Source organism: Myxococcus llanfairpwllgwyngyllgogerychwyrndrobwllllantysiliogogogochensis (genome assembly GCF_006636215.1).
Classification (GTDB): domain Bacteria; phylum Myxococcota; class Myxococcia; order Myxococcales; family Myxococcaceae; genus Myxococcus; species Myxococcus llanfairpwllgwyngyllgogerychwyrndrobwllllantysiliogogogochensis.
This window is the reverse complement of sequence record NZ_VIFM01000501.1, coordinates 1-2,233: the sequence shown is the minus strand read 5'-3', so window position 1 is coordinate 2,233 and position 2,233 is coordinate 1. Positions and strand designations below refer to the sequence as shown.

Below are 2,233 nucleotides of genomic sequence, written 5' to 3'. Positions count from 1 at the left end.
CATCATCCGCTTCACCATCTGCGCCTTGAATGCGTCTGTGTACGGCACTTCAACCGCCTGCGCTCGCCCCCAGGGCGTCGTCAGCTCGGCACGTCAGCCGAGGCGACATCTTCCCTGACACAGGGGGCTACGACTTCGTCTTCGACGGCTGCGCCAACGGACAGCAGCTCAAATGCCTCACGGTGGTGGACGAGTGGACGCGCGAGTGCCTTGCCATCGACGTCGCAGGCGCCATCCGCTCCGGAAGGGTAGTCGAGGTGCTGTCGAAGCTGGTGAGTCAAAGAGGGGCGCCCAGGCACATGCGCAGTGACAACGGGCCGGAGTTCGTCGCCTCGGCCATCCTGCGGTGGGCCGCGGAGGCTCGCATCGAGCTGGCGCACATCGCGCCGGGCAAGCCCTGGCAGAACGGCACCGACGAGAGTTTCAACGGACGCTTTCGCGACGAGTGCCTCAGCATGGAATGGTTTCGTTCCAGGGTAGAGGCAAAGGTTGTCATCGAGGCGTGGCGGCAGCACTACAACCTGGTCCGGCCACACTCGAGCCTCGGCTACCTCACGCCTCTGGAATTTCGACGGCAGTGCGAAGCAGTGGTACCCAACCCATCCCGGCCGGCACCTCTCTCGTAATCAGTGGTCCGAAGGATCCAGGCAGGTCAGGAGCTCCGCTTGGCCACCCATCGAGCACTCCAAGACCCAGGTCCTCCGCCAGGAATGCCCTTCCATTGAGCCTTCGGCTCACCTGCGAGCAAGGTGGGGGCGGGCCACAGGCCCGAGCTTGAGCGCGAAGACACCGAGCACAGTCACGGCCTGTCCTATCAGGAGCACGATGCCCACAAGCGTCATGCTGGAACCGTGAGCGACCAGGAGCGCCACGCTCCCCATCACCCACAAGCCATCCACCGTGAGGTGCACCAGCGCGGCCAGGAGGGGAACAGACGGCTGGCCGGAGACCCAGGCATTGAAACCAGCCCACGGCACGAGAAACAACCCCACGCCGAACAGGAAGGCGGGTGGCAACGACCAGCCTGCGAGCGTGGTGAGGGGCGTCGCCACAACCAGGAGGGCACTCCCCATGGTGATGGCGGCAATGGCATCGAAGCGATAGACGAGGCGGTCTGTCATGAGGAAGCTTTCCGGTGACGAGAGAGCCTGAAGATTCGATTTTGCCCAGCCATCTCGCAATGACCTCGGAGGGAAGTGCGTCGGCGGGCATGAATCGACTAGAGCCACGAAAGGGGCCTTTTGATGCGCGATATCGACGACGTGCCGGCGAGGGGCCACCGGAAGAACGGCCCCGGAACCACCAGCGAACTGGGTACGCTGCTGAAAGATTGGCGTGCGTTGCGAGGCAAAAGCCAGCTTGGGCTGGCGCTCGACGCCGAGGTCTCTCCTCGACACCTGGCATTCATCGAGTCAGGCCGGACGACCCCCAGCCAGTACATGGTCATGCGACTGGCTGGAGCATTGATGCTGGGCTTGCGAGAGCGCAACGCCCTGCTTGTCGCGGCGGGCTTCGCGCCTGAGTTTGGCGAGAGTGATTGGAACAGTGAGGAGATGAAGGAGATCCGCCAGGCCGCGGCGATGATTCTCAGAACGCACGACCCCTATCCCGCCCTCGTGCTCGACGCGGCATCGACGGTGCTCGACGCCAACACCGGCGCACTCACGCTGATGGGCCAGGGACGAGACGCGCTCAGGAGAATCAACCTGATGGACCTGGTCTTTTCCCCAGGTCGTGTGCGAGCGGCGATTGGGAACTGGCCCGAGGTCGCGGGCTTCCTGCTCAGTCGGCTCAGGGAGAATGCACGGCTGCGCGGTCCCCGCTCCGAGGTCGCACGCGTATTGGAGAGAGTACTCACCTGCCCGGAAGCCCGTGCGCTACCAGCAACAATGCCTGGCGGTGCTGGATCCGTCCTGGTTCCGCTGACCTTCGAGGTCGACGGAGTCACCACCCAGTGGTTCACAACAGTCACGACCTTTGGCGCGCCCCTCCATGCGTTGGCGGAGGAGATCACCATCGAGCAGTTCTACCCACGCTGAGGCAAAAAGCCTGATCGATGGCAGGGGCTCGACAGCGAATCGCGCTGTCTCGTCAACGAGAGAGCCCCTGGCGGCCTTCGGGCACCTGGTGGCGTACGGGAGCGCGAGCGGGCCCCCAGCGGCGGTAGAGGTGGAGACGCTGTACGCGAAGTCGTTGAAGGTCAGCGCGTACTGGCTGCGCACGCCACACCCGG

General features: G+C 64.4%; 2 protein-coding genes and 1 pseudogene. 2 read left to right on the top strand and 1 reads right to left on the bottom strand.

What is annotated here, in order from left to right:
* Nucleotides 1–125 precede the first annotated feature (125 nt).
* A pseudogene (locus FJV41_RS48825) lies at nt 126–626 on the top strand (integrase core domain-containing protein); the annotation flags it as partial.
* Between the two features lie 108 nt (nt 627–734).
* Here the strand turns inward: FJV41_RS48825 and FJV41_RS48820 are convergent.
* The gene (locus tag FJV41_RS48820; protein ID WP_141649460.1) at nt 735–1,121 is read right to left on the bottom strand and encodes a hypothetical protein; all 387 of its coding nucleotides are present in this window, start codon (nt 1,119–1,121) and stop codon (nt 735–737) included.
* 123 nt (nt 1,122–1,244) lie between these two features.
* Between FJV41_RS48820 and FJV41_RS48815 the strand changes: the two genes are divergently transcribed.
* Nucleotides 1,245–2,039, top strand: a complete 795-nt coding sequence (locus FJV41_RS48815; RefSeq protein WP_141649459.1) for an MmyB family transcriptional regulator — start codon at nt 1,245–1,247, stop codon at nt 2,037–2,039.
* Nucleotides 2,040–2,233 lie beyond the last annotated feature (194 nt).